Below are 23,134 nucleotides of genomic sequence, written 5' to 3' on the forward strand. Positions count from 1 at the left end.
ACGCATCCGGCACCCTCGGTGGGGCCATAGCTCAGTTGGGAGAGCGCTTGAATGGCATTCAAGAGGTCGGCGGTTCGATTCCGCCTGGCTCCACCAAATCTTCCCCATTTCAGTGAAATTGTCCGCTTGTTCGGTTGCCGACCTGTGCAGCCCCGACAATGCGTCGCTTGCAATCGGGTTTCCAACGCCTCCCGGTGGCCGTCAAGCGCGTAGCGCGGCGGCCGGAGATTGGCGGTAGGCGAGCGCGGCGGGCAGCAGGGCCGCCAGCCCGCTGGCGGCGAAAAGCACGAGGAAGGCGCTGCCATCCTCGGCGCTGAAGCCCACCGGCAGCACCACCCCGGTCTGGACCGAAATCAGACGCGCCAGCACCCGCGCGACGCCATAGCCCAGCCCGAACCCGGCCACCAGCCCCACCCCGACCACCAGCACGGCCTCCAGCCACACCGTGGCGAACACCACCGCCCGCGGCGCCCCGAAGGCGCGCAATGCCCCGATCTGGCGGCGGCGGGCCATCACATGAATCAGCACCACCAGCAGCACCGCCGCGGCCACCAGGGCCTGGGCGTTCAGCGCCACGAAGGCAAGGATCTGCCGCGCGTCGCCGAGGGTGCCATAGAGGCGGGTGAGCACCTCGCCGGGGAACACGGCGAGGGTATGATCGGTCCGGTAGGCCTGACGCAGCTTGTAGGCGTCGGCAATGGTCCGTGGCTTCACCACGATGGCGGGCACGCCAGGCGCGGCGGGGTCAGCGACGGCTTCGGGGCGGATCGGGGCGTCGAAGCCGGTCGCCTCCCTCTCCTGGCTGAGCCTGTAGGCGTCGGCGATGGTTCGCGGCTGCGCACCGGTCGGGGCACCGGCGGCGCCGGAGCCAGGCTCCCCGGCGCTGTCCGCCCGGGTAACCTGATCGGGGCCGGAGTGCTCATCGGCGTGGTCGTCAAGCGCATGGATGCGCCAGACCGCCTCGATGGGCACAAGAATGGCACGGTCCCACACCGTGCCGGTCGGCGCGAGGCGTCCGACGATGCGGTAGGTGATGGCGGTGTGAACCCCGCCATGCGCCTCCGCCGGCCCGTGCATGGGGTGAAAGGTATCCCCGAGCGCGCGCGGAACGGCAGCACCGATGACCGCCTCACCGAGCCGCGTGAAACGGTGGCCCTCGGAGACGCCGCCAAGCCCGTCCAGCAGTTGCTGGGTGGTGCCGACCACGGGCCGGCCATCGGAGAAATCGCCGAAGCCGACCGGCGCCGCATAAGCGACCCTCGGATCGGCCGAGAGTTCGGCCAGCACCCGGCCGGGCAGCAGGGTGAGCGGCGCCGGCTGCAGAAACACCGTGGAGAGCACCAGTTGCGTTTCGCTGCCCGGGGCGCCCACCACCAGATCGAAGGCGGCGGCGGCCCGGGCGCTGCCCAGACGCAGCGCGCGCTCCTCCAGCGTCACCACCACGCCGAGCGCGGTCGCGAGCGCGATGAGCAGGGCCACCGCCAGCGCTCCCCACCGGTACCGAACGAGATCCGCGGCAATGAGCCGGAACATCTGCGCCTCCTAGGCGGCGGGATCGGCGGCGGCGGGAACCGGCATGGAGGGAGCCGCCGAAGCGACAGGCATCAGCCGTCCGCTCTCGAGGCGCAAGAGCCGCTCCATTCCGGCGATCAGGCGGTCGTCATGGGTCGCCACCAGCAGCGTCGCCCCCACCTCGCGGGCGAGCGCGGCGAGCAGTTCCGCCACCGCCGCGCCCGCATCGGCGTCGAGGCTGGCCGTCGGTTCGTCCGCCACGATGATGCCGGGCCGGGCCACCAGGGCCCGCGCCACCGCCACGCGCTGCATCTGGCCGCGAGAGAGGGTCTCGACCTTCTGGCCGGGCCGCCCGATGCCGACCCGCGCCAAGAGCCGGTTCGCCTCGGCCCGCAATGAGGGCGGCAGCCGGAACGTGGCGAGGCGCTGCGGCAGCAGCACGTTTTCCAGCGCGGACAGGCCGGGGAACAGGTGAAATTCCTGCATCACCAACCCCACATCGGCGGCCCGCCAGCGGTCGCGGGCGCCCTCGCCCAGGCCGGCTATGTCCGTGCCGCCCCAGGCGACGCGGCCGGTGGGCGCGCGTTCGAGACCGGTCACGATGTTGATGAAGGTGGTCTTGCCGGAGCCGGACGGACCGGTGAGCGCCACATGGGCGCCCGAGGGGATAACGAGTTCGGGGATGTCGAGCGCCGGGCGCTCCAGCCCGGGGAAGCCGACGACCAGATCCCTGATGTCCAGGCCCGGCATGATCAGACCGTCCGGAACGAGGCGCCGACGAGGCGGAGCAGGCTGACGAAGCCGGTGACGGGATCGGTCCAGGAGCCGACTTCCAGCCGCCCCGTCACGTCGATCGGCGCATTGGCCTGCACGAAGGTCTGGGCGCGGTCGAGATAGATCACCACGATGTTGTCCGGCCAGTCGCTGTCCGAGGAGCAGAACGGGCAGATGGACATCGGAATCTCGGTCAGCACGAAGAAATTGGCCTCGGCCTTCAGCGGCGGCGCCATGAAGCCCCGCATGGTCACGTTCTGCCCGTCGAGGCTCTTCACCTTGTCCGAGAAGGTCATGCCGAGGACGGTGACCTTGGCGTAAAGCTCGTCGAAGTCGAGCCGCGTCGCCGCGGTGGCCGGGCGGGCGAAGAGCGACGCGCAGCCGGCACCGAAAAGAATCCGCGCGCCGCGGACGATGAAGGCGCGGCGGGCCGGGGCGGCGGGCCCGATGGGGCCCGCCGCAGGTTGCTTGCGCGATACGCGGCTCAGGATCACTTCTGCGCCGGGGCGAGGGCAAACGCCTCCACCAGGACGCGGTACACGTCGCTCTCTTCCATGTAGCCCTTGAATGCTTCCGAGCCCGGGCCGCTGGCCTGCAGGATGCCGTCGTCCACCGCATGAACGGCAGTGTCGGTGGAGCGCGGAATATTGCCGATGCGCAGCACCGCGCCGGGCGCGTCCTTATAGGCGGCGTTGGCCACGTATTCGCCCTTCTCGTTCTTGATCGCCGGGTCGAACGGGCCGTCCATCTTCGGGCGCCAGGTCTCGTAATAGTCCGGGAAGTTGCTGGCGAACACGGCGAGACGGCGGGAGACATCCACCTTGTCGGGATAGCCGTCGCCATCGGCGTCGGTGTAGTTGGGGAAGCCGGCGGCGGCATAGACGCCAACCTTCTCCCGCATGTCTTCGCCCGGCTTGTCGTCATCGATGGTACCGATGACGGAGACGCCGTGGGTGTGGTCCGGGGTCACCACAATCATGGTATCCGGGTGGGTCTTGGCGAATTCGGTGGCGACTCGGATGGCCTGGTCGAACTCGATGGTCTCGTAGAGCGCGCGGTCCCAATCCATCGGATGCGACATCTTGTCGATGGAAGCGCCTTCCACCATCAGGAAGAAGCCGTCCGGATTCTTCGAGAGCTGCTCCAGGGCCACTTTGGTCATGTCGACGAGGCCGGGCTGGTCGGGGAACTTGTCCACGGTGCCCTTCTTGAGGAACCTGCGGTCGAGCACCGTGTCCATGTTGCCGGTGTGGAACAGGCCAAGGATCTTGCCGGTATTGGTGCCGCGCGCCGCTTCCAGGGAATTGGCGTCGGTAGCGAGGGTATAGCCGGCCTCGGTGAAGGTCTTGATGAAGTCCTTGTCGTCCTTGCGCTTCGAGCCCGGCGTTGTCTTCGGCAGGAAATAGGCCGAGCCGCCGCCAAGCACGACCTCGGGCTTCAGTTCGAACATCATGTCGACGATTTCGGCCTTGCGGGCACGCAGGCGGGTATGGGCCACCACGGCGGCCGGGGTCGCGTCCTCCACTTCGGAGGTGGTCACGATGCCGACGGACTTCTTGCCGGTGCGGGCGAGCGCCTCGGTGATGTTTTCCACCCGCGGATCGTCGAACGGATCCTTGGTGCGGTCGGCATAGACACCGAGCGCGTTGACCGCCGTCTTGTGACCGGTCATGTGCGCCGACATGGTGTTGGCGCTGTCGGTGGCGATGGCGTTGGTGGACGACGTGCCGATGAGGGCGGTGTGGTCAAGGTCGTCCATGGCCAGGCGGCCATTGGCCTTGCCTTCGGTCATGCCCTTGGACATGAGGCGGGCGCCCGTGCGGTGCGCCACCGACAGGCCGTCGCCGAGAAAGAAGATGATGTTCTTGGCCTTGGGCGCCTCGGGGGTGCCGTACACATCCCACTGCACCGTCCTGGCGTCATCGCCGGCCTTGACCTCGACCGTGTACATGCCGGGCTTGGTCACCTTGGCCGCGCGCAGCAGCACCGCCGACGCGTCGACGCCCTCTTCCTTGGCGATGAACTCGTAATCCTTGCCGAGCACCGTGGCGGCAGGCTCGCCATTGATGGTGACGGTGACATCCTCGGGCTTCACCACGCCGGCGAACTCGACCTTGAAGTCGAAAGCGGAGCCGGCGAGGATCGTCGCCCGGTCGATCGGATAAACCGTCGCCGCGTCAGCCGTTGCGATCAGACAGGTGGTGGCGGCAAGGACCGCCGCTAGAATGCGCATGGAAGGATCCCTCGCTACACCGAAAGCTGCCTTCTGGTAGCGCCATTCCATGTCAGTTCGATAACCGGGCCGCCCGTCTCCGATGCCCCTGCGCGGGTCCTTGGAGTAGCGCGGCAGACGTCGGCATTCGCCGAAGTCGCACCGGCCCGAGCGACAGCGGCCCGCTACAGGACGTCTCCTGTGGCAGGCCGCTCCGGCCACATTATCGACCCGGCCCGAGATCCCGGCCAGCCCGCCGACACAGGCGGGCGATAGCCGCTGCCGGCGGGGCGGGCTACCTTCCCGGCGCGCGGGGCAGCACGAACCGGTCGATGGCGTGAGCGACGCCGTCTTCCTCATTCGTCAGCGTCACGAAATGCGCCTGTTCCTTCACCTCCGGCGCGCCATTGCCCATGGCGATGGCGAGGCCGCCGGCGGCGAACATCGGCAGGTCGTTCGACATGTCGCCGATCACCGCCACCTCGTCGAGCGCCACCCCATAATGCCGGGCGAAGGCGCGCACCGCATAGCCCTTGTCGGTGCCGGGCGGCGTCATGTCGAGGTACTTGGCCTGCGAACGGCGCGCCGTGGCGCCCTCGCCCACCAGCGCCTGAAGCTCAGGTTCGCTTGCCGCCAGCATGTCGAAATCGGTCGAGGAGAACACGATCTTGCCGGCGCGGGTGATGTGGTCGCCGAAATCCTTCACCACTGTCGGCGGGAAGGCCACGGTGCGGGTCTCGCCGGCCACATAGGTGCTGTCGGGGTCGGTGACGAACCACTCATTGTCGGCGAACACCCAGATCGAGGCGCCGCGCGGCTGCATCAGGGCGATGCCGGCGCGGGCCGCCTCGGCGGCCACGAAATGCTCCTCCACGACCGAGAAATCCCGGCGCAGGATCGAGCCGCCATTGAAGCCGCCGAACAGGTCGACATTGAGCGCCTCGACCATCAGCTTCATGCCGCGCGGCGGGCGCGCCGAGACGGCGGCGAAGGCGATGCCGGCGGCGTGGAGGCGGCGCACCGCCTCGACGGTGGCCGGCGTCACCTCCTTGGCCTTGTTCACCAGCGTGCCGTCGACATCCGACACCATCAGGCGGATGCGGGAAGCGGGGTCGCCGGCGGCACCGCCACGCTCGTCGGACGCCGCGTTGGCCAGGTTCGATACGTTCATCGCGGGCGGTCCCTTTCCAGCGGCAGCCATTGGAAGCCATCCTGTGCCAGCATCACGTCCGACATGGCCGGGCCGCTGGAGCCGGCGGAATAGAACTGCACCTCGTTCTCGCCGCCCCCGACCGCTTCGAGGATCGGTTCCACGGCTTCCCAACCGGCCTCGATCGTGTCGGCGCGCTGGAACAGCGTCGGGTCGCCGCACAGGCAGTCATAGATCAGCGTCTCATAGCCGGTGCTTGGCGCCGCCTTGAAGTAGTCGGCATATTTGAAGCTCATCTCCACGTCGGAAAGCCGGACCTTGCGGCCGGGCACCTTGGCGGCGAAGCGCAGCGACACGCCCTCGTCCGGCTGGACATGGATAACCATCAGGTTCGGTTTCAGCGCGGTCGGCAGATGGCGGAACAGCACGCCCGGCGCCCGCTTGAACTGGATGGCGATCTCGGTGCGACGCACCGCCAGCGCCTTGCCGGTGCGGACATAGAACGGCACGCCGTTCCAGCGCCATGAATCGACGAAGCACTTCAGCGCCACATAGGTCTCGGTGCGGCTGTCGGGATTGACGTCCTTCTCGTCCCGATAGTCCTTCACCGCCTGGCCGTTGACGAAGCCGGCGCGGTACTGGCCGCGCACCGCCGCGCCGATCGCCTCGCTGGGGCGCATGTGGCGGATGGCCTCGATCACCTTGGTCTTCTCGGAACGCACCGCGTCGGCATCGAACGAGTTGGGCGGTTCCATCGCGGTCATGGCGAGAAGCTGGAACATGTGGTTCGGCACCATGTCGCGCAGCGCGCCGGTGGCGTCGTAGAACCCGCCGCGCTGCTCCACCGTCACCGTCTCGGCGGCGGTGATCTGGACGTGGTCGATATATTCCTTGCTCCAGATCGGCTCGAAGATACCGTTGCCGAAGCGCAGCGCCATCATGTTCTGGACCGTTTCCTTGCCGAGGAAATGGTCGATCCGGTAGATCTGCCGCTCATCGGCGACGGCGAGCAGGCGCCGGTTGAGCGCCTTGGCCGACGGCATGTCGGCGCCGAAGGGCTTCTCCACCACGACGTGGCGGAACGCGTCCTCCGCCTCCTTCAGCAGGCCGGCGGCGCCGAGCTGCTCGGAGATGGTGGCGAAGAAGCGCGGAGCCACGGCGAGATAGAACACCGCATTGCCGGTCTGCGGCTTGCGCTGGTCCAGCCGCTCGCGGATCCGCCCATAGGTGTCGGGATCCTCGAAATCGCCGGAGACATAGTGGATGCGGCTTATCAGCCAGCGCCAGGTCTCGCCCTCGGTGTCGAGCGAGCCCGGCAGTTCCCTTACCGCGTCGGTCAGGAAGGCGCGGTAATCCTCCTCGCTCTGCGCGACATGGTCGACGCCGACAATAGCGAAGTCGTCGACGAGCACGCCCTCATGGGCGAGATTGTAGAGCGAGGGCAGCAGCAGGCGCTTGGTGAGATCGCCGGAGGCACCGAAGATGAAAAAGGTCGAGGCCGGTGCCGGCGCCGTATCGGGCGCCAACACCTTCTGGCCGAGAACGACGGACTCGCTTCCCATGGATCGCTGGCCCGCCGCTCACTTGGACTTGAATTCGGTGTGGCCGCCGAACTGGAAGCGCATCGCCGACAGCAGCTTCTCGCCGAACGTATGGTCCTGGCGCGAGCGGAAGCGGGTGTAGAGGGCGGCGGAGAGGACCTCGGCCGAGACCGCCTCCTCGATCGCCGCCATCACCGTCCAGCGGCCCTCGCCCGAATCCGCCACCTCGCCGGGGAAGTCGCTGAGATGCTCGTCCTTGGTGAGCGCGATGGCCGAAAGGTCGAGCAGCCAGGAGGACACCACGCTGCCGCGCCGCCACACTTCGGCGACATCCGCCATGTCGAGCGTGAAGCGCTCATTCTCGGGCAGGGCGTCGGAATTCTTCTTCTTCAGGATTTCGAAGCCCTCGGCATAGGCCTGCATCAGGCCGTACTCGATGCCGTTATGGACCATCTTGACGAAATGGCCGGAGCCGGCGGGCCCGCAGTGCATATAGCCGTGCTCGACGCGCGAATCGCGCTCCTCGCGGCCCGGCGTGCGGGGGATTTCGCCGAGGCCGGGGGCGAGAGCGGCGAAGATCGGGTCGAGACGGTCGACCGCCTCCTTGGTGCCGCCGATCATCATGCAGTAGCCGCGTTCCAGCCCCCACACGCCGCCCGAGGTGCCGACGTCGATATAGTGGATGCCCTTGGGCTCCAGCTCGGCCGCGCGGCGAATGTCGTCCTTGTAGAAGGTGTTACCGCCGTCGATGATGACGTCGCCCGGCGACAGCATGCCCGCCAGCGTGGCGATGGTCATCTCCGTCGGCCCGCCCGCCGGCAGCATCACCCAGATGGCGCGCGGCGCGTCGAGCTTGGCGACGAGATCGGTGAGATCGCCGGCCGGCCGGTTGCCCTCGCCCCCGAGTTCCTGCACGGCGGCCTCGTTGCGGTCCCACACCACGCAGTCGTGCCCCGCCTTCTTGAGACGACGCGCGATATTGCCACCCATCCGGCCGAGGCCAACGATTCCGAGCTGCATCTGCTTTTCTCCCCGATAGGACGTGGGCACCCTCGGACCAGGCGGGTCCGGGCCGGCGCCCGTTGCATTCAAGCCGAATGTCTAGGCCAAGCCTATGCCGGCCATGCGACAATTGGAACGGGGGCGGGCGGGAAACCGAAACGATCCTCCGCCCGCGCCCACCGGCGCGGCGGCCAATGGCGGCGCAACGCCTCCCGGCTCGTCACGAGGAGAACTCGGTTTCGTGCTTGAGCACGTCCTCGGCTTCCGGATTGAGCGGGCGGGCGGCGCGTTCGGGAACCGTGAGCGGCTCCGGCTCCAGCGGCAGGGGCCCGCGATCCTCGCCCTCGGCCAGTTGCCGGCGCAGCCGTTCCAGGTCGCGCTGGCGCACATCGACCACCGTCGCCTGCGCCGTGGCGGCGTCGAAGCCGTTGGCGCGCAGCGTGGCCTCGCCGAAGATGAGCGCGGATTCCAGTGTCTCGCGGATCTCGAAGTCGACGCCGCGCCCGCGTAGCGCCACCGCATGAGTACGGTCGAAGGCACGGGCATGCAGGCGAACATCGGGCATGTTCTGGCGGATGATCTCGACGATGCGGTCGGTCGTCTCCGGCCGGTCGACGCAGACGGCGACGACGCGGGCCCGCTCGGCGCCGGCAGCACGCAGCACGTCGAGCCTCGTGCCGTCGCCGTAATAGATGCGGAGGCCGAAGCGGCCGGCACTCTGGATCATCTCGACGTCGTTGTCGATGATGGTCACTTCCAGCCCCTGTGCCAGCAGGCACTGCGACACGATCTGGCCGAAGCGGCCGAACCCGACAACGATCACCGCGCCATGCGCGTCGCTGAAATCTTCATCCGGCGGGGCGGTGGCGCGCTGGTCCAGCCGCCGCGCCAGCCGCTCGCCGATCAGCGCCACCGGCGGGCCGAGCAGCATGGTCATGGCGGCGCAGGCGGCCAGCATGTCGGACTGGCGCGAGTCGATCAGGCCGAGCCCGAGCGCGAGCGGGAACAGCACGAAGGAAAATTCGCCCGCCGGCGTCAGCACCGAGGCGGAGCGCACAGCGTCGGCGCGCGTGCTGTCGGAGAACCGGAACACCGCCCAGACCGACACCGCCTTCACCAGCGTCACCAGCAGCGTGCCGGTGATGAGCAGCGGCGCGTTGGCCAGCACGACCGTGAGATTCATCGACATGCCGACGCCCATGAAGAACAGCGCGATGAGCAGGCCGCGGAAGGTCTCGATATTGGCTTCCAGCTCATGCCGGAAATTCGATTCGGAAAGCATGACGCCGGCGAGGAAGGCCCCCAGCGCCATCGACATGCCGGCCGACGCCATCAGCGCGCCGGCACCGAGCACGACCAGCAGCGCGGCCGCCGTCATCACTTCGCGCGCGCCGGAGCGGGCGAGGATGCGGAACAGCGGGGTCAGCAGATAGCGCCCGACGCCGACGATGAGCAGCATGGCGGCGAGGATGATGGCGACATGCTCGGCCGATTCGACGAAGCTACGCTCCTCGTGCACGCCCTGCGCCAGAAAGGGCATGAGGGCGAGCAGCGGCACGATCGCCATGTCCTGGAACAGCAGCACCCCGAAGGCCCGCTGGCCGTAGGGCTGGGAAAGCCCGCTCTTTTCCTCCAGCAGCTGGAGCGCGATGGAAGTGGCCGAGAGGGCCAGCGCCATACCGGCGACCAGCGCGCCGCGCCAGTCGAAACCATGCGCGGCGTAATGGGTCAGGACGGCGATGGCGGCGCCGCTGAACAGCAGCTGGGCGGTGCCGAGGCCGAAGATCGCCCGGCGCAGCGCCAGAAGTCGCGAGAATTGCAGTTCCAGCCCGATGATGAACAGCAGCAGCACCACGCCGATCTCGGCGACGGTGATGATCCGCTCGGGGTCGTCGAACGCCCCGATGCCGGAAGGCCCGATCGCGACGCCGGCCAGAATGTAGCCGACAATGGGCGAGAGACCGAGCCGTCGAGCCAGTGGCACCGCCACCACGGCGGTGGCGAGAAAGACCAGCGCCCCCAGCAGCAGTCCGTGTCCGTCTTCATGCATGGGCCCACCGACCTCCACCAGCTCCGCTCGGCCACACTAGCGGATCGGATGACGCGGGCCGATGGCGGAAGCGTGGTGGATTCCCGAAGATTCGGCCTTTATCCGGGCTTTTCCGGAAAAGCTGCCTGGCGTCCGCGGGCGCCGGCACATGCCCCAACGGAAGACGCGGCGAGCAGCAGTAGGGAGAGAAGTCTGGACGGCGATCTGGCCCGCGCGGACGGTTCCCTGCGTCGGTGCGCAGCTCAGTGCTGGTGAGCGGTCGGGCCCGGCGGGTCGAGCGTCGGGCGTGCCGGCGGGATGGTGTCGCGGGCGACCGGGGGCAGCGACTTCAGCGCCTCCAGCACGTCCGGGCTCAGCCCTTCCCCGCCGGCGGCGATGTGGTCCTCGATGCGCGCGCGCATGCGCGGGTCCCAGAAATCCTTGATGTGCTTGGCAACACCTTTCACGGTCTTTTCATGGCCCTGCGGCTGGAAAAACTTGCCGATCTGGTTCGCCATGTAGACCAGACGATCCATCGTGTTAGCCGACATGGGCGATACGCTCCTTCTCTGCCCCGTCCAGCACGATGCGATGGGGGTGGGTGAATACTTCAAATCCATCGTCACGGGCGATGGCGACCAAGGTGATGCCCGCCTTCTCCGCCGTGCGCACCGCCAGCGCGGTGGGCGCGGACACCGCCACCAGCACCGAGGCGCCCAGCATGGCGGTCTTCTGCACCATCTCGATCGACACCCGGCTGGTGAGCAGCACGATGCCCCGGGAGGCCTCACGCCTTTCGCGGACCAGATGGCCGACCAGCTTGTCGAGCGCGTTGTGACGGCCGACATCCTCACGCACCGCAACGAGGCCGGCCGCCGGCTCCCAGAAGGCGGCGGCATGCACGGCCCGGGTCTCGCGGTTCAGACGCTGCGCCGGCGGCAGCGAAGCCACCGCGCGGGAGATATCCGCCGCCGGGAAGCGGGCACCGTCCGGCACCGTCCGGGCCGGCTTCACCGCCAGTTCCAGGCTTTCCACCCCGCACAGGCCGCAGCCGGTGGGCCCGGCGATCTGCCGGCGCCGCGCCACCATCTGGCCGGCGCGTTCGGCGTCCAGCCAGAGGCGGATCTCGACCCCGAGCACGCCGGCCTCGTCCTCGAACTCCAGGGTCTCGATCGATTCGACGTCGGCGAGCGAGTCGATCACCCCTTCGGTCAGGCTGAAGCCGTAGCCGAAATCGTCAAGATCGGCCGGCGTCGCCATCATCACGGCGTAGGTCGAGCCGTTATGCACGATGGCGACCGGGGTTTCCTCGGGGATCGCCCGCTCGCCCGCCGTCACGCCCGAAGGCGAAACGGCGAGGCGCGCGACGCGGACGACCGGCGCGATCATGGCCGCGACGCCCCGTTCACTCCGCCGCGACCGCGATACGGCGGCTCTGGCGGGTGAACTCGTCATAATCCTCCTGCCACTCCGACGGGCCGTTGGAGCGGGCGATCTGCACCGCGGTCACCTTGAACTCGGGGCAGTTGGTGGCCCAGTCCGAGAAGTCCGTGGTCACGACATTCGCCTGCGTCGTCGGGTGGTGGAAGGTGGTGTAGACCACGCCCGGCGCCACGCGATCGGTGATCTGCGCGCGCAGGGTGGTGGAACCGGCACGGCTGTCGATACGCACCCAGTCGCCATCGCGCACGCCGCGCTGCTCGGCATCGTGCGGGTGGATCTCCAGCACGTCCTCGGGGTGCCAGGCCACGTTCTCGGTGCGGCGGGTCTGCGCGCCGACATTGTAGTGGCTGAGGATACGGCCGGTGGTCAGCAGCAGCGGGAAGCGCGGGCCGGAACGCTCGTCGGTGGGCACGTATTCGGTGACCACGAACTTGCCCTTGCCGCGCGCGAACCCGTTGATGTGCATGATCGGCATGCCCTCGGGGTTGGCGTCGTTGCACGGCCACTGCACCGAGCCCATCTCGTCCAGCTTCTGGAACGACACGCCGGCGAAGCTCGGGGTGAGCGCGGCGATCTCGTCCATGACCTGCGAGGGGTGGGTGTAGTTCCAGTCCAGCCCGATGGCGCGGGCCAGCATCTGGGTGACTTCCCAGTCACCATAGCCGTTCTTCGGCGCCATCACCTTACGCACGAGCTGGATGCGGCGCTCGGCATTGGTGAAGGTGCCGTCCTTCTCCAGGAAGGTGCAGCCCGGCAGGAACACATGGGCGTAGGCGGCGGTCTCGTTCAGGAACAGGTCCTGCACGATCACCAGTTCCATGGCCGCAAGGCCCGAGGCGACGTGGTGGGTGTCGGGGTCGGACTGGAGGATGTCCTCGCCCTGGATGTAGATCGCCTTGAAGGTGCCGTCGACGGCGGCGTCCAGCATGTTGGGAATGCGCAGGCCCGGCTCGGGATCGAGCGGGCGGCCCCACATGGCTTCGAACGTCGCGCGGGTGGCGTCATCGGAGATGTGGCGGTAGCCCGGCAGTTCGTGCGGGAACGAGCCCATGTCGCACGAGCCCTGCACGTTGTTCTGGCCGCGCAGCGGGTTCACCCCGACGCCGCGGCGGCCGATATTGCCGGTCGCCATGGCGAGGTTGGCGATCGCCATCACCGTGGTCGAACCCTGCGAGTGCTCGGTGACGCCGAGGCCGTAATAGATCGCCGCATTGCCGCCGGTGGCATAGAGCCGGGCGGCGCCGCGGATCTGCTCGGCCGGCACGCCGGAGAGCTTCTCGACTTCTTCGGGCGAGTGGCGCGGATCGGCCACGAACTCGGCCCAGTCCTGGAATTCCTCCCAGTCGCAGAACTGGCGGACATAGTCCTCGTTCACCAGCCCCTCGGTCACCACCACATGCGCCAGCGCGGTGACGATGGCCACATTGGTTCCCGGCTGCAGCGGCAGGTGGAAATCGGCCGTGATGTGGGGCGAGCGCACGAGGTCGATGCGACGCGGATCGACCACGATCAGCTTCGCGCCCTCGCGCAGCCGCTTCTTCATGCGCGAGCCGAACACCGGGTGGCCATCGGTCGGGTTGGCGCCGATGACCAGGATAACGTCGGAATCCTCGACCGAATCGAAGTCCTGCGTGCCCGCCGAGGTGCCGAAGGCCTGGTTCAGGCCGTAGCCGGTCGGCGAATGGCAGACGCGGGCGCAGGTGTCGACATTGTTGGTGCCGAAGCCGGCGCGGATGACCTTCTGGACCAGATAGGCTTCCTCATTGGTGCAGCGCGAGGAGGTGATGCCACCGACCGACTTGCGGCCATAGGTGTCCTGGATGCGCTTCAGCTCGGAAGCCGTGTAAGAGATCGCCTCCTCCCACGACACTTCGCGCCACGGGTCGGTGACCTTGGAGCGGATCATCGGCTTGAGGATGCGGTCCTGGTGCATGGCATAGCCCCAGGCGAAGCGGCCCTTGACGCAGCTATGGCCGCGATTGGCCTTGCCGTCCTTCCACGGCACCATGCGGACCACTTCCTGGCCGCGCATCTCCGCCTTGAAGGTGCAGCCGACACCGCAATAGGCGCAGGTCGTGACCACCGAATGCTCGGGCGTGCCGATGTCGATCAGGCGCTTCTCGGAAAGCGTCGCGGTCGGGCAGGCCTGCACGCAGGCGCCGCAGGACACGCATTCCGAGGTGAGGAATGCCTCCGACTGGCCAGCCGAGACGCGGCTGTCGAAGCCGCGGCCGGAAATCGTCAGCGCGAAGGTGCCCTGCACTTCCTCGCAGGCGCGCACGCAGCGATTGCAGACGATGCACTTGGCCGGGTCATAGGTGAAGTACGGGTTCGACTCGTCCTTCGGCATCAGCAGCTCGGACGAGGGGGCAAAATGGTTGGCGCCCTCCATGCCATAGCGCACTTCGCGCAGGCCGACCGCGCCGGCCATATCCTGCAGCTCGCAGTCGCCGTTGGCGGCGCAGGTCAGGCAGTCCAGCGGGTGATCGGAGATGTACAGCTCCATCACGCCCTTGCGCAGCTGAGCCAGGCGCGGGGTCTGGGTGTGCACCTTCAGCCCCGGCGCCACCGGCGTGGTGCAGGAGGCCGGGGTGCCGTTGCGGCCCTCGATCTCGATCAGGCACAGGCGGCAGGAGCCGAAGGCTTCCAGCGAGTCGGTGGCGCAGAGCTTGGGGATCTGGGTCCCCATCTCCATCGCCGCGCGCATGATGGAAGTGCCTTCGGGCACGGTCACTTCCATCCCGTCAATGGTGAGCGTCACCATCTTGTCGGTCTTGGGAGCCGGCGTTCCGTAGTCGATCTCATGGATGAGCGACATGGGCGTCCTCCTCATTCAGCGGCTTCGAGGCGATGCGGGGGCGCACCGAAATCCTCGGGAAAATGGTTCAGCGCGCTCAGCACCGGATACGGGGTGAACCCGCCAAGGGCGCAAAGCGATCCAAGCTTCATGGTCTGGCAAAGGTCGGTGAGCGTTTCGAGATTGGCCTCGACGCGCTCGCCGGCGATGATCCTGTCCATCAGTTCGACGCCGCGCGTCGAGCCGATGCGGCAGGGCGTGCACTTGCCGCAGCTTTCCACGGAGCAGAACTCCATGGCGAAGCGCGCCATCTTGGCGAGATCGGAACTCTCGTCGAACACCACGATGCCGCCATGGCCGATCAGCGCGTCCTTGGCCGCGAAAGCCTCGTAGTCGAAGGGCAGGTCGAACTGCCAGGTCGGCACATAGGCGCCGAGCGGACCGCCGACCTGCGCCGCCTTGACCGGCTTGCCGGAGGCAGTGCCGCCGCCGATGTCGTTGACCAGCTCGCCCAGCGTGATGCCGAAGGCGGTCTCGAACAGGCCGCCGAACTTCACGTTGCCGGCGATCTGGATCGGCATCGTGCCGCGCGAGCGGCCCATGCCGAAATTGGCGTAGAACTCGCCGCCATCGGCCAGGATATGCGGCACGGCGGTCAGCGAGAGCACGTTGTTGATGACGGTCGGCTTCTGGAACAGGCCCTTATGCGCCGGCAGCGGCGGCTTGGCGCGCACCGTGCCGCGCTTGCCTTCCAGGCTGTCGAGCAGGGCAGTTTCCTCGCCGCACACATAGGCGCCGGCGCCCATGCGCACTTCCATGTCGAAGCTGTAGGGCGAGCCGGCGATGTTGCTGCCGAGCATGCCGTTGGCGCGCGCCACCTCGATCGCCTTCTCCATCGCCCAGATGGCGTGCGGATATTCCGAGCGGGTGTAGACATAGCCCTTGGTGGCGCCCACCGCGACGCCGGCGATGGTCATGCCCTCGATCAGCTCGAACGGGTCGCCTTCCATGATCATGCGGTCGGCAAAGGTGCCGCTGTCGCCCTCGTCGGCGTTGCAGACGATGTATTTGCGGTCGCCCTTGGCGTCCGCCACCGTCTTCCACTTGATGGCGGTCGGGAAGCCGGCGCCGCCGCGTCCGCGCAGGCCCGACTTCTTGACCTCTTCGATGATGTCCGCCGGGCCGAGGGCAAGCGCCCGCTCCAGCCCGCGATAGCCGCCATGGGCGCGGTAGTCTTCATAGGAGGCCGGGTCGATGATGCCGCAGCGCGCGAAGGTCAGGCGTGTCTGCCTGGCAAGGAAGGGATGCTCCTCCGGCTTGCCGATGCGCAGCGCATGGGCGTCGCCCTTCAGAAAGCCGGCCGCGAACAGCCCTTCGACGTCGCCGGCCTCAACCGGGCCATAGGCGACGCGGCCTTCCTCGGTGACGACCTCGACCATCGGCTCCAGCCACAGCATGCCGCGCGAGCCGTTGCGGACGATCTCGACCGGCTCCTTGCGGGCCAGCGCGGCGGCGGTGATCGCCTCGGCGACCTCGTCGGCGCCGCAGGCGATGGCGCAGGCGTCCTTGGGTACATAGATGCGAACGGTCACGACTGCGCCTCCACGATCAGGGCGTCGAGCCGACGCTCGGTGAGCCGCGCCACGATCTTGCCGTCCAGCATGGCCGACGGCGCCGTGGCGCAGAGGCCGAGGCAGTAGATCGGCTCCACGGTGACGCGGCCATCCGCCGTGGTCTCGCCGAGCTTGCAGCCCAGCCGATGCTCGGCATGCTCGGCCAGCGCGTCGCCACCCGCCGCCTGGCAGGCCTCGGCACGGCAGAGCTTCAGCACGTGGCGGCCGGCCGGCTCGTGGCGGAAATCGTGATAGAAGGTGACCACGCCATGGACCTCGGCGCGCGACACGTTCAGCTTCTCCGCCAGCATCGGCACGATGGCGTCGGGCACATGCCCGAACGTCTCCTGCACCGCATGGAGCATGGGCATCAGCGGGCCTTCGAGATGAGCGAACTCATCGACCACCGCGCGAGCACGCTCTTCGCTCCAGGGTTCGTAATGCGGCATTTCTCCCGTAGCCTTCTTTTAGAATTTTCCAAAGGTGAAGATGGTACGCGACGAAACCGAAATCAATTCAGGTGTTCCGTGCCTTGATAGAATTTTTCTATCGTAGATCTGCGTGGCCCATATTGGACCCCGGTCGCGCCATTCGACCTTTTGTTCATGCAATGTTCTTGACGTGATCGCCTGACTCCGTATCCTGCCACCAGCCTGGCCGCATCGTGACGGCGCGCCGGAGCCTCGGCGGGGGGACGGCGATGGTCCAGCGCATAGCAACGGTGGCGTTCGAGGGTGTCGAGACACGCCCGGTTGATGTTCAAGTCCAGGTGAGCCCGGGACTTCCGGCCTTCAATCTGGTCGGATTGGCGGACAAGGCCGTCACCGAGGCGAAGGAGCGGGTGCGTGCCGCGCTCACCGCGTCCGGTCTCGCTCTGCCGGCCCGGCGCATTACCGTCAACCTCGCACCGGCCGACCTGCCGAAGGAGGGCAGCCATTACGACCTGCCGATCGCGCTGGGGCTGATGGCGGCGATCGGCGCCATCGCCTCCGACGCGCTGGACGGCTTCACCGTCGTCGGCGAACTCGCGCTCGACGGGCGCATCGCCGCCGTCGCCGGGGTGCTGCCGGCCGCCATCGGCGCCAATGCGCGCGGCCATGGCCTCATCTGCCCGGAGGCCTGCGGCCCGGAAGCGGCGTGGGCCAGCCCGGACATGGCGGTGCTGGCGCCGCACTCGCTGATCCAGCTCGTCAACCATTTCGCCGGCCGCCAGTTTCTCGCCCGACCCGAGCCCCGGCTGGAAGGGGGTGTGCCGAACCTGCCGGACCTTGCCGACGTGAAGGGCCAGGAAACCGCCCGGCGGGCGTTGGAAATCGCCGCCGCCGGACGCCACAACCTGCTGCTCAGCGGTCCTCCGGGCGCCGGCAAGTCCATGCTGGCGCAGCGCCTGCCCTCGATCCTGCCGCCGCTCACCCCTTCCGAGCTGCTCGAAGTGTCGATGATCGCCTCGGTCGCCGGCAATCTGCAGGGCGGCGCGCTCACCAGCCGGCGCCCCTTCCGCGCGCCCCATCACTCCGCCAGCATGGCGGCGATGGTGGGCGGCGGCATGCGGGCCCGGCCGGGCGAGGTCTCGCTGGCCCATAACGGCGTGTTGTTCCTCGACGAACTTCCCGAGTTCACGCCCGCCGTCCTCGATTCGCTGCGCCAGCCGCTGGAGACGGGGGAAGCGGTGATCGCCCGCGCCAATCACCGCATCTCCTACCCGGCCCGCTTCCAGCTCATCGCGGCGATGAACCCCTGCCGTTGCGGCCGGGCCGGCGAACCGGGCCAGACCTGCCGCCGCGGGCCGCGCTGCGCGGCGGAGTATCAGGCGCGGCTGTCCGGCCCGTTCCTCGACCGGGTGGACCTGCATCTCGACGTGCCGGCGGTGGCCGCGGTCGATCTGGTGCGCCCCGGCCCCTCCGAGCCCAGCGCGGCGGTCGCCGCCCGGGTCGCGCAGGCAAGGCGGGCGCAGCGCGAGCGCTTCCTTGCCCTCGGCCGGCCCGATCTGTTCACCAATGCGGAGGCGGGCGGGCCGGTGCTGGAGGACATCGCGACACCCGACGAGGCCGGCACGGCGCTGCTCGCGGACGCCGCCCGGCTCATGCGGCTCTCGGCCCGCGGCTATCACCGGGTATTGCGCGTGGCGCGCACGCTGGCCGATCTCGCGGGTGCCGAATCGGTCGGGCGCCCCCATCTCGCCGAGGCCCTCGCCTATCGCGCCGCCGCCGACCGCAATGCCGCCGCCGCATGACGGCCTGCCGGGGCCGGCCGCCATTTCGCCGAGGGCGGGCGGCACCGCTGTCACATGAGCGTCCGAGAAATGTGATTCCTGTCATATAACGCTATAGTGAAGATCAGCGTGGGGGCCGGTCATGACGCAACTGCTCGCCGACGGGACTGTCGAGACACCTCCCGCCTCACGGGTTGCGTCGCGGACCGCCTCACTCGCCACGCCCGGCCTCACGGCTCTGCGCAGCTTTTTCACGCCAAAGGCTCTCTCACTGGCGCCGCTGCCCCAGCCGCTGCCGGCCGCCGCTGCCGGCACAGCGCCGCTGCGGCTGGTGCCTGCCGCCTTCACCCCTTCCCGCCTGCTGCCGGCCTTGCGGTCCTATTCGGGCCTGCGCCATCGCGAGAGCCGGGGCGAGCCGGGCCCGGCGACGCTGGGGCGGATCGGCGCGCTGGAAGTGCGCCTGGCGGTGACGGCGGCGGACGTGCGCCGCGCCCAGCGCCTGCGCTACGAGGTGTTCTACGAGGAAATGTCGGCCATCCCCGCCGCCGCGATGCGGCTCGCACGGCGCGATGTCGACGCCTTCGACGGCATCTGCGACCACCTTCTGGTGCTCGACCATGATTCGTGCCGCCTGGTCCGCGGTCGGCGCGTGCCCCGCGTCGTCGGCACCTATCGGCTGCTGCGGCAGGACATCGCCGGCCGTCATGGCGGCTTCTACACCGCCGGCGAGTTCGACATCGCCCCGCTGCTGGCGCGTCATCCGCACCGGCGCTTCCTCGAGCTCGGCCGCTCCTGCGTGCTCGCTTCCTACCGCAACAAGCGCACGGTGGAACTGCTCTGGCACGGCATCTGGGCCTATGTGCGCCGGCATGGCATCGACGTGATGTTCGGCTGCGCCAGCCTGGAGGGCGTCGATCCGCAGGCGCTCGCCCGCCCGCTCGCCTTCCTGCATCATTTCGCCCCCACCGATCCGGAATGGGCGGCCGACGCCTTGCCGCACAGCGCCGCCCGCATGGACCTCGTCAGCGTCGAGACGCTCGACGCCAAGGCGGCGCTGGCCGCGCTGCCGCCGCTGATCAAGGGCTATCTGCGCCTCGGTGCCCAGATCGGCCGCGGCGCCGTGGTGGATCGCCAGTTCGGCACCACCGACGTCCTCATCGTGCTGCCGGTCGAGAAGATCAACCCGCGCTATCTCGACCATTTCGGCGTGAATGGCGAGCGCCACGCCGCCTGATTGGCTGCGGCTCGACCCCGGGCACGGCCGGCACGAGCCCCCCGCGCATCGCGGATAGGTCGCGCGCCACCTTTTCGCCCACCCCGTTATATCCGGCGGTCCCAGCGTGCCCACGCGCGCCCTCCGCAGGCGCGGCCATACCCTGCGGCCAGCGTGCAGAGCACGTGCGATCCCCACGCGACTTGCGCGGACCCCGACCCTCCCCCATATCGACCCCAACGGGATGCCCTGACGGGGTCCCATCACACAAAGTCGCTTCAAGACGAGGACTTTGGGAGCATGTCGCGTATTCCCTCGCTGTCGAGCCCCTTCCTGCTCGGCTTTGACGAGGTCGAGCGGGCGCTCGACCGTGTCATGAAAGGTTCTGACGGCTACCCGCCCTACAATGTGGAACGGGTCGTGTCGCTGGAACAGCCTGACAGGCTCCGCATCACCCTGGCCGTCGCGGGCTTCACCCGCGAACAGCTGGAGGTGACGGTGGAGGAAAAGGAGCTGGTCATCCGCGGCCGTCAGGCCGAGGAGCCGGAGCGGATCTACCTTCATCGTGGCATCGCCGCGCGCCAGTTCCAGCGCATCTTCGTGCTGGCCGAAGGCATGCGGGTCGTCGGTGCGGAACTGAAGAATGGACTGCTTTCGGTAGACCTGGTTCGGCCGGAACCGGAACGCGTCGTCCGGCGTATCACCATAGCGACGGACGAATGACGGGGCCCGAAGCCGGTCTCGGCTGTAAGCAGAGGAGTTGCGGATCATGACCAATGAATTCCATATCGACGCCGCCTCCGCCGGTTCGGCGCTGGCTGGCGCCCTGACGGCGGAGGATTTCGCCAATCTGGGCGGCGGGCACATCGCCTATCTCCGGACCATCCGTTCCGAGGAGGCGTCCGACATGTTCCCGCAGGCGCATCTCGCGCCGGGGCTGACGCTGTTCACCCTGCACGCGGCCGACGGCACGCCGATCATGCTGACCGACAGCCGCGAGGCGGCGCTGGCCAATGCGATGCAGAACGAACTGGTGACGCTCAGCGTCCACTGAACGGCGCGGCAGGCTCCCGCGCACAGGTAACGGCACTGTCTCGAAACCGAGGCGGTGCCGTTTTCGTTTCGGTGCCGGATCGGTGCCCTCCCCGCGACGAGGGCGCCTGAATCAGCCGCGCTTGGCCTCGATCACATCCCACACCGTCACGGCGATATCCGGCCCGCCGAGCCGGCGAATCGCCCGGATTCCGGTGGGCGCGGTGACGTTGATCTCGGTGAGGTTGCCGTCGATCACGTCGATGCCGGTCAGCAGCAGCCCGCGCGCGCGCAGCGCCGGCCCCAGCCGCCCGCAGATCTCGCGCTCGCGCGCCGTCAGGTCGGTTTCCGCCGCGGCCCCGCCGCGCACCATGTTGGAGCGCAGGTCGCCCTCGCTGGGCACCCGGTTGACCGCGCCGGCGAACACCCCGTCAACCAGGATGATGCGCTTGTCGCCATGCTTCACCTCGGGAATGAAGCGCTGCACCACCCAGGGCTCGCGGAAGGTGGTGGCGAACAGGTCGTAGAGCGAGCCGAAATTGAGATCGTCGCGGGTGAGCCGGAACACCGAGGCACCGCCATGGCCATAGAGCGGCTTCACCACGATGTCGCCGAACTCCTCGCGGAACGCCTTGATCTCGTCGAGGTCGCGGGTAATCAGCGTCGGCGGCATCAGGTCTGGAAATTCAGTGACGAAGATCTTTTCCGGCGCGTTGCGCACATGGGCGGGATCGTTGACCACCAGCGTGCGCGGATGGATGCGCTCGAGCAGATGCGTCGCGGTGATGTAGTTCATGTCGAAGGGCGGGTCCTGCCGCATCAGGATCACGTCGAACGAATCGAGCCGCACGCGGTGCGGGGCGCCGAGGGTGAAATGGTCGCCCTTCACGTCGCGCACCGCCAGTGGCTGCACGGTGGCGAACACCTCGCCGTCGCGCATCGCGAGGCGGTCGGTGGTGTAGTAGGACAGCGCGTGGCCGCGCGCCTGCGCTTCCAGCAGCAGGGCGAAGGCGGAATCACCCGCGATGTTGATGCGGTCGATCGGGTCCATCTGGACGGCAACGTTGAGGCTCATGGGAGTTCCGTCTGCGACAGGAGGGAGCCGGCGCGACAGGATGGCGCCTGGCGGCATTCGCCTTCCTGTTTAATCGCTCGCGCGGCACCGCGCCACGGGCGCCGGGTCATTCCGCCTCGAAGGCCCCGGGCAGATGCAACGGCGGCGTCCCCGGCGCCACCAGCACGACATCGAGCCGCATGTCCAGCCCGGCCAGCTCGGGGTGACGGGCGAGAAAGATTTCCGCCGCGCCCACGATCCGCCGGCGCTGGCGCGGAAGAATCGATTCGGCAGCGGAACGAAGCGAGAGGCGGGCCTTCACCTCGACGAACACCAGCAGCTCCGCGCGCCGCGCCACCAGGTCGATCTCGCCGCGCGGCGTGCGCACCCGCTTGTGCAGGATGACGAAGCCGTCGGCCTCGAACAGCGCCGCGGCGGTCGCCTCCGCCTCCAGCCCGCGGGTGAAGGCGGCGCGGCGGAGCTGAGGCGTCCGGTCAACCATCGCCGCTCTGCAGGGCGAGCGCGCGGGCATAGACGGCGCGTCGGGGAAGGCCGGTCGCGGTGGCCACCGCCGCCGCCGCATCTTTCACCGACAGGCTGGCGAGCGCCTGCTTCAGCGCGACGTCGAGATCGGCCTCGCTCGATTCCTCGGCCCCGGGCGCGCCGACCACGATGACGATCTCGCCCCGGGGCGGACCGGCCTCGGCATAGAACGCGGCGAGCGCGTCCAGCGTGTCGCGCCGCGCCTCCTCGAACGCCTTGGTGAGTTCCCGGCACACCGCCGCCGGGCGAGCGCCGAGGCCCTCGGCGAGGTCGGCGAGGCTGTCGGGCAGGCGCGGGCCGCTCTCATAGAGCAACAGCGTCGCCGGCAGCGTCTTCAGCTCGCTGATGCGGGTACGGCGGGCGCCGCTCTTGGCCGGCAGAAACCCCTCGAAGAAGAAACGGTCGGTCGGCAGCCCCGCCGCCACCAGCGCGGCGAGGCTGGCCGAGGCGCCCGGCAGCGGAACGACGCGATGCCCGGCCTCGATGGCCGCCGCCACCAGCTTGTAGCCGGGATCGGAAACCAGCGGCGTGCCGGCATCCGACACCTGCGCCACCACCGCTCCCTCGGCGAGCCGCGCCAGCAGGCGCGGGCGGGTCTGCTCGGCATTGTGGTCGTGATAGGCGACCAGCCGCGTTTCGATACCGTAACGATCCAGCAGCCGCCGGGTAATGCGGGTGTCCTCGCAAGCGATGACATCGGCCGCCGCCAGCGTTTCAAGCGCGCGCAGGGTAACGTCGCCAAGATTGCCGATCGGCGTGGCGACGATGTACAGGCCGGGTTGCGGCCGTGCGGCGGCAAAGCCGTGCGCGCCGATGCGGAAGCTGCGGGAAGAGGCGGTCTCGGGGGCAAGCGTCATGGCGGCGCATTGTAGAGAGCGGCGTCGGCCCCGTCATGCGTCGTGTGCAAAAGCGGAGGCGGCGGGGCTTCGCGCCTCCCGGATCATGCCCGGGCGGGTGAATATGTCGTCCTTTCCGGCCGGGGCAGCCGGCGGCAAGGTGACAGGGCG

20 protein-coding genes and 1 tRNA gene are annotated in these 23,134 nt (G+C 68.6%); 5 read left to right on the top strand and 16 right to left on the bottom strand.

Annotated elements, in window-relative coordinates; all coding sequences use genetic code 11:
- The first annotated feature begins 20 nt into the window (after positions 1-20).
- Positions 21-96: transfer RNA gene (locus tag KHC23_RS14575), tRNA-Ala, on the top strand.
- Positions 97-201: 105 nt separating this feature from the next.
- On the opposite strand, the gene KHC23_RS14580 is transcribed toward KHC23_RS14575, so the two are convergent.
- The 13 genes from KHC23_RS14580 to KHC23_RS14640 form a co-directional block, all read right to left on the bottom strand.
- Positions 202-1,533, bottom strand: coding sequence for an FtsX-like permease family protein (locus tag KHC23_RS14580; RefSeq protein ID WP_213373389.1), 1,332 nt, complete (start codon positions 1,531-1,533; stop codon positions 202-204).
- 9 nt (positions 1,534-1,542) lie between these two features.
- Positions 1,543-2,262, bottom strand: a complete 720-nt coding sequence (locus tag KHC23_RS14585) for an ABC transporter ATP-binding protein (RefSeq protein ID WP_213373390.1) — start codon at positions 2,260-2,262, stop codon at positions 1,543-1,545.
- A gap of 2 nt (positions 2,263-2,264) precedes the next feature.
- On the bottom strand, positions 2,265-2,702 hold the full coding sequence (locus tag KHC23_RS14590; RefSeq protein ID WP_373878526.1) for a hypothetical protein: 438 nt from the start codon (positions 2,700-2,702) through the stop codon (positions 2,265-2,267).
- Between the two features lie 74 nt (positions 2,703-2,776).
- The gene (locus KHC23_RS14595; RefSeq protein ID WP_213373391.1) at positions 2,777-4,519 is read right to left on the bottom strand and encodes an alkaline phosphatase; all 1,743 of its coding nucleotides are present in this window, start codon (positions 4,517-4,519) and stop codon (positions 2,777-2,779) included.
- A 274-nt stretch (positions 4,520-4,793) separates the two neighbouring features.
- On the bottom strand, positions 4,794-5,669 hold the full coding sequence (locus tag KHC23_RS14600) for a Cof-type HAD-IIB family hydrolase (RefSeq protein ID WP_213373392.1): 876 nt from the start codon (positions 5,667-5,669) through the stop codon (positions 4,794-4,796).
- Complete coding sequence (gene zwf / locus KHC23_RS14605) at positions 5,666-7,210, bottom strand: glucose-6-phosphate dehydrogenase (protein ID WP_213373393.1); 1,545 nt, start codon at positions 7,208-7,210, stop codon at positions 5,666-5,668. Before zwf ends, KHC23_RS14600 begins: the two co-directional genes overlap by 4 nt.
- Positions 7,211-7,228: 18 nt before the next feature.
- Positions 7,229-8,209 (bottom strand): phosphogluconate dehydrogenase (NAD(+)-dependent, decarboxylating), encoded by a 981-nt coding sequence (gene gnd, locus KHC23_RS14610; RefSeq protein WP_213373394.1) that lies wholly within the window; start codon positions 8,207-8,209, stop codon positions 7,229-7,231.
- Between the two features lie 202 nt (positions 8,210-8,411).
- Complete coding sequence (locus KHC23_RS14615) at positions 8,412-10,241, bottom strand: monovalent cation:proton antiporter-2 (CPA2) family protein (protein ID WP_213373395.1); 1,830 nt, start codon at positions 10,239-10,241, stop codon at positions 8,412-8,414.
- A gap of 242 nt (positions 10,242-10,483) precedes the next feature.
- Positions 10,484-10,771, bottom strand: a complete 288-nt coding sequence (locus KHC23_RS14620; RefSeq protein ID WP_213373396.1) for a formate dehydrogenase subunit delta — start codon at positions 10,769-10,771, stop codon at positions 10,484-10,486.
- Complete coding sequence (gene fdhD / locus KHC23_RS14625; protein ID WP_213373397.1) at positions 10,761-11,609, bottom strand: formate dehydrogenase accessory sulfurtransferase FdhD; 849 nt, start codon at positions 11,607-11,609, stop codon at positions 10,761-10,763. Before fdhD ends, KHC23_RS14620 begins: the two co-directional genes overlap by 11 nt.
- 16 nt (positions 11,610-11,625) lie before the next feature.
- Positions 11,626-14,481 (bottom strand): formate dehydrogenase subunit alpha, encoded by a 2,856-nt coding sequence (gene fdhF, locus KHC23_RS14630; RefSeq protein WP_213373398.1) that lies wholly within the window; start codon positions 14,479-14,481, stop codon positions 11,626-11,628.
- Between the two features lie 11 nt (positions 14,482-14,492).
- Entirely contained in the window at positions 14,493-16,052 is a 1,560-nt protein-coding gene (locus KHC23_RS14635) for a formate dehydrogenase beta subunit (protein ID WP_213373399.1), read from the bottom strand.
- Entirely contained in the window at positions 16,049-16,522 is a 474-nt protein-coding gene (locus KHC23_RS14640) for a formate dehydrogenase subunit gamma (RefSeq protein ID WP_213373400.1), read from the bottom strand. The genes KHC23_RS14635 and KHC23_RS14640 overlap by 4 nt, the downstream gene beginning before the upstream one ends.
- 251 nt (positions 16,523-16,773) lie before the next feature.
- On the opposite strand from KHC23_RS14640, the gene KHC23_RS14645 reads away from it, so the two are divergent.
- The 4 genes from KHC23_RS14645 (at position 16,774) to KHC23_RS14660 (ending at position 20,552) form a co-directional block, all read left to right on the top strand.
- A complete protein-coding gene (locus tag KHC23_RS14645) occupies positions 16,774-18,306 on the top strand; it encodes a YifB family Mg chelatase-like AAA ATPase (RefSeq protein ID WP_213373401.1) in 1,533 nt (510 codons plus the stop codon).
- A gap of 121 nt (positions 18,307-18,427) precedes the next feature.
- Positions 18,428-19,519 (top strand): l-ornithine N(alpha)-acyltransferase, encoded by a 1,092-nt coding sequence (gene olsB / locus KHC23_RS14650; RefSeq protein WP_213373402.1) that lies wholly within the window; start codon positions 18,428-18,430, stop codon positions 19,517-19,519.
- A 279-nt stretch (positions 19,520-19,798) separates the two neighbouring features.
- Positions 19,799-20,221: an Hsp20 family protein gene (locus KHC23_RS14655; protein ID WP_213373403.1), complete on the top strand. Its 423-nt coding sequence runs from the start codon at positions 19,799-19,801 to the stop codon at positions 20,219-20,221.
- Positions 20,222-20,267: 46 nt separating this feature from the next.
- A complete protein-coding gene (locus tag KHC23_RS14660; RefSeq protein ID WP_213373404.1) occupies positions 20,268-20,552 on the top strand; it encodes a BQ00720 family protein in 285 nt (94 codons plus the stop codon).
- Positions 20,553-20,663: 111 nt separating this feature from the next.
- On the opposite strand, the gene gshB is transcribed toward KHC23_RS14660, so the two are convergent.
- The 3 genes from gshB to rsmI form a co-directional block, all read right to left on the bottom strand.
- Complete coding sequence (gene gshB / locus KHC23_RS14665) at positions 20,664-21,605, bottom strand: glutathione synthase (RefSeq protein WP_213373405.1); 942 nt, start codon at positions 21,603-21,605, stop codon at positions 20,664-20,666.
- A gap of 106 nt (positions 21,606-21,711) precedes the next feature.
- Positions 21,712-22,086 carry a YraN family protein gene (locus tag KHC23_RS14670; RefSeq protein WP_246544628.1) on the bottom strand — a complete coding sequence of 125 codons (375 nt, stop codon included), beginning with the start codon at positions 22,084-22,086 and terminating at the stop codon, positions 21,712-21,714.
- Positions 22,079-22,984 (bottom strand): 16S rRNA (cytidine(1402)-2'-O)-methyltransferase, encoded by a 906-nt coding sequence (gene rsmI, locus KHC23_RS14675; protein WP_213373407.1) that lies wholly within the window; start codon positions 22,982-22,984, stop codon positions 22,079-22,081. Before rsmI ends, KHC23_RS14670 begins: the two co-directional genes overlap by 8 nt.
- Between the last annotated feature and the right edge of the window lie 150 nt (positions 22,985-23,134).

Source organism: Ancylobacter dichloromethanicus (assembly GCF_018390645.1).
GTDB classification, from domain to species: domain Bacteria; phylum Pseudomonadota; class Alphaproteobacteria; order Rhizobiales; family Xanthobacteraceae; genus Ancylobacter; species Ancylobacter dichloromethanicus.

Bases quoted from the DNA above. Each gene is read 5' to 3' on its own strand.
- KHC23_RS14615 (WP_213373395.1), bottom strand. From the start codon at position 10,241: ATGCATGAAGACGGACACGGACTGCTGCTGGGGGCGCTGGTCTTTCTC.
- KHC23_RS14655 (WP_213373403.1), top strand. From the start codon at position 19,799: ATGTCGCGTATTCCCTCGCTGTCGAGCCCCTTCCTGCTCGGCTTTGAC.
- KHC23_RS14645 (WP_213373401.1), top strand. From the start codon at position 16,774: ATGGTCCAGCGCATAGCAACGGTGGCGTTCGAGGGTGTCGAGACACGC.
- rsmI (WP_213373407.1), bottom strand. From the start codon at position 22,984: ATGACGCTTGCCCCCGAGACCGCCTCTTCCCGCAGCTTCCGCATCGGC.
- KHC23_RS14670 (WP_246544628.1), bottom strand. From the start codon at position 22,086: ATGGTTGACCGGACGCCTCAGCTCCGCCGCGCCGCCTTCACCCGCGGG.
- KHC23_RS14600 (WP_213373392.1), bottom strand. From the start codon at position 5,669: ATGAACGTATCGAACCTGGCCAACGCGGCGTCCGACGAGCGTGGCGGT.
- KHC23_RS14580 (WP_213373389.1), bottom strand. From the start codon at position 1,533: ATGTTCCGGCTCATTGCCGCGGATCTCGTTCGGTACCGGTGGGGAGCG.
- KHC23_RS14585 (WP_213373390.1), bottom strand. From the start codon at position 2,262: ATGCCGGGCCTGGACATCAGGGATCTGGTCGTCGGCTTCCCCGGGCTG.
- zwf (WP_213373393.1), bottom strand. From the start codon at position 7,210: ATGGGAAGCGAGTCCGTCGTTCTCGGCCAGAAGGTGTTGGCGCCCGAT.
- fdhF (WP_213373398.1), bottom strand. From the start codon at position 14,481: ATGTCGCTCATCCATGAGATCGACTACGGAACGCCGGCTCCCAAGACC.
- gnd (WP_213373394.1), bottom strand. From the start codon at position 8,209: ATGCAGCTCGGAATCGTTGGCCTCGGCCGGATGGGTGGCAATATCGCG.
- fdhD (WP_213373397.1), bottom strand. From the start codon at position 11,609: ATGATCGCGCCGGTCGTCCGCGTCGCGCGCCTCGCCGTTTCGCCTTCG.
- KHC23_RS14595 (WP_213373391.1), bottom strand. From the start codon at position 4,519: ATGCGCATTCTAGCGGCGGTCCTTGCCGCCACCACCTGTCTGATCGCA.
- olsB (WP_213373402.1), top strand. From the start codon at position 18,428: ATGACGCAACTGCTCGCCGACGGGACTGTCGAGACACCTCCCGCCTCA.
- KHC23_RS14620 (WP_213373396.1), bottom strand. From the start codon at position 10,771: ATGTCGGCTAACACGATGGATCGTCTGGTCTACATGGCGAACCAGATC.
- gshB (WP_213373405.1), bottom strand. From the start codon at position 21,605: ATGAGCCTCAACGTTGCCGTCCAGATGGACCCGATCGACCGCATCAAC.
- KHC23_RS14640 (WP_213373400.1), bottom strand. From the start codon at position 16,522: ATGCCGCATTACGAACCCTGGAGCGAAGAGCGTGCTCGCGCGGTGGTC.
- KHC23_RS14660 (WP_213373404.1), top strand. From the start codon at position 20,268: ATGACCAATGAATTCCATATCGACGCCGCCTCCGCCGGTTCGGCGCTG.